The sequence below is a fragment of the Pedobacter sp. genome (assembly GCF_045627485.1).
Lineage (GTDB): Bacteria > Bacteroidota > Bacteroidia > Sphingobacteriales > Sphingobacteriaceae > Pedobacter.
Genome location: NZ_JAZQNU010000178.1, coordinates 1 through 2281 on the forward strand (window position 1 = coordinate 1; position 2281 = coordinate 2281).

The window sequence follows — 2281 nt, forward strand, 5'->3', positions numbered from 1 at the left end:
TCTGTCACCACTTGTGGATTCCAGTACACGGTGGTACGCAAATCCGGAGCCTGATTGGCTGTAGCGGTATCATGTTGTGGTGAATAAAACTCTCTGGAATAGGAGTAACCTTTTGGGGTATAGGTAATCAAGCCCGGTGTGTAAGAAGAATAGGTGGATTGTCCCCCTCGTTTGGTGGTAATGACTAAAATGCCACCGCTGCCACGCATACCATAGATGGCTAAAAGATGGTTATTTTTTAAGACTTCAATCGTTTCCACATCCGTTGGATTTATATTGTCCATAACAGAACCATAGCTTTCAGGATCCTCTGTAAGGAACACGCCATCCAGCAATATCTGCATGGGTTGGCGGCCATCATTACGAGACAAATAAGCCTTGCCGTTTTGAATTCGTAACCCTGCTACCCGTCCCTGGAGACATTGGCTAAGCATGGTGCAGGATTGCAGGTCTTTAGCCGTAATTAAGGCATCGTAAGCACCGGCACCGCTGCCATTCATGTTTGATGAGTTTTTGGTCGGACTCACACTCGTTCCAATATTCACCTCTTTCAGATGGATGGTACGTTGCAGGGAACCTCGTTTTGTTAATTCATCGAAATAACTTTCACTTTGTTTAATATAGCTGGCAATGGCCTCGTTCACGTTGATGGCAACGTCTCCAGTGTTTTTATTGGGCGTTATCACCAAGCCTGGTATGGCATCGATCTTGAGGTTTGTATATTTCTTGCCTTTAGCATTTCTACCCTGCACTACAAACTTAGTGCTGTCACTAAATATCATGCCGTCGAACTTAAACCTTCCGTTGGAATCAGATAAGGTGTCCAAGCTGAGTAACCCTCCGGACGAAGAAAACAAGGTCACCTGGCCTCCGGGAATTGGTTTGCCACCTTCTGTAGTTAAAGTTCCACTGATCGTAAGCGACTTTTCCGGCTGGAACTTAATTGTTGGTGCTACGTCGTTAATCGCGTTTTTCCAGGTAAATCTTCTCCAGCCCTGGGTGAGTAACAAGTTGTCGAGGTGCTGTAAAGTGGTGCTGGAATTATCCGAGAAATAATGGTTAGGTTTCTCAATATAACCCGGTAAATCTGAACTGAGTAATAAGGTGCTAAAAATATGGCTTTCATTTTCCAGATCAGGTTCCACAACTGTGGTATTGGTTACGGAAACCGAGAAACTGCCTTGCAGGGGCTTGCCGTTGGCTTCGGCAAGTAGATCCAGACTCACTTTCTCCCTGGTTTTAAATTCTTGCTTGCTGTTTACTTTAAGGTTTATGACGTCGGCTATGCTCTTATGAAAGGCCAAACGTTCGGCAACCGGTTGGTTCCCTTGGTCGAATAGGGTGAACTGAATGATTCCCGAAGGCAATTCTTCCCTTGAGATTTCCACCATGGCAACTTGTTTATCAGTTTTGATCCGGGCAACAGCATGAGTTTGCCCCTGGTGTTGAACCACCAACTTCAGCTCTCCATTTTTCAACAACTCCGGGCTCATCAGTACCTTGATGTTGAATTTAGTGGTGTCTTTGGAATTAACGGCTAACTGGTAACCTTGTGCCTGAACAGCAGGCAGCGGAATACGCTTCTCAGACCCGTCTTCCATTTTAATCAGGGCTGTATAAGTTTGCCCAGGCTGTGGATTTAACACAAAAAACCCCATGCCCAGGTAGCTTGATTTGAAGTTGGTAACCACTTGCCCGCTCTGGTCAATGATATCTCCCGAAACGTCTTGACCAAGGCCATTTTTAGCGGTTGCCTTGATGCCTACTTTTCCAGGTAAACTCATAACCATGTTGCCGCCTTCAGGAAAGAATTGTACATCGATATCCTTTGCCGTTTCTGTAACCGGGATCATTTTGGTTACTTTCTGTTTGTCGGGGAGGATTAAGGTTGCTGTTATTTGTCCGGTTTTTTGCAGTTGGTTACCCTTGTTTAAGAAGGCAAAGTTTATCTCACCATTTTCATTGGTCTGACCCTTACCTTTTTCTATGGTTTTATCCTGCAGCTGCACCTGGTAACTAACATCCTGGCCAGCGTAAGGCTTGCCTTCCTTGTCGGAAAACTTTAATCGGGTGTTTACCTTTTGAATATTATTTTCTGTACTGTAAGCATAAGTAGCTTTTGTAAATACCTTGTTAGCCCAGGCGTTTCCTATCTTAATGGTTTTGTCGAAGACAAACTCGGGGCCGGCATTCCGCATCCACTGGGTGTAGGCCCTGATGCGGTAGTTACCCTCGGCTAAGGTGTCGGGCAAATTGATATCCCCCCAGGTTACCCCCCCTG

1 protein-coding gene is annotated in these 2281 nt (G+C 45.5%); it reads right to left on the reverse strand.

Annotation, left to right across the window (positions count from 1 at the left end):
* A partial coding sequence (locus tag ACR2F3_RS13720) for a TonB-dependent receptor plug domain-containing protein (RefSeq protein ID WP_432710547.1) occupies positions 1-2281 on the reverse strand: 2281 nt, incomplete at both ends.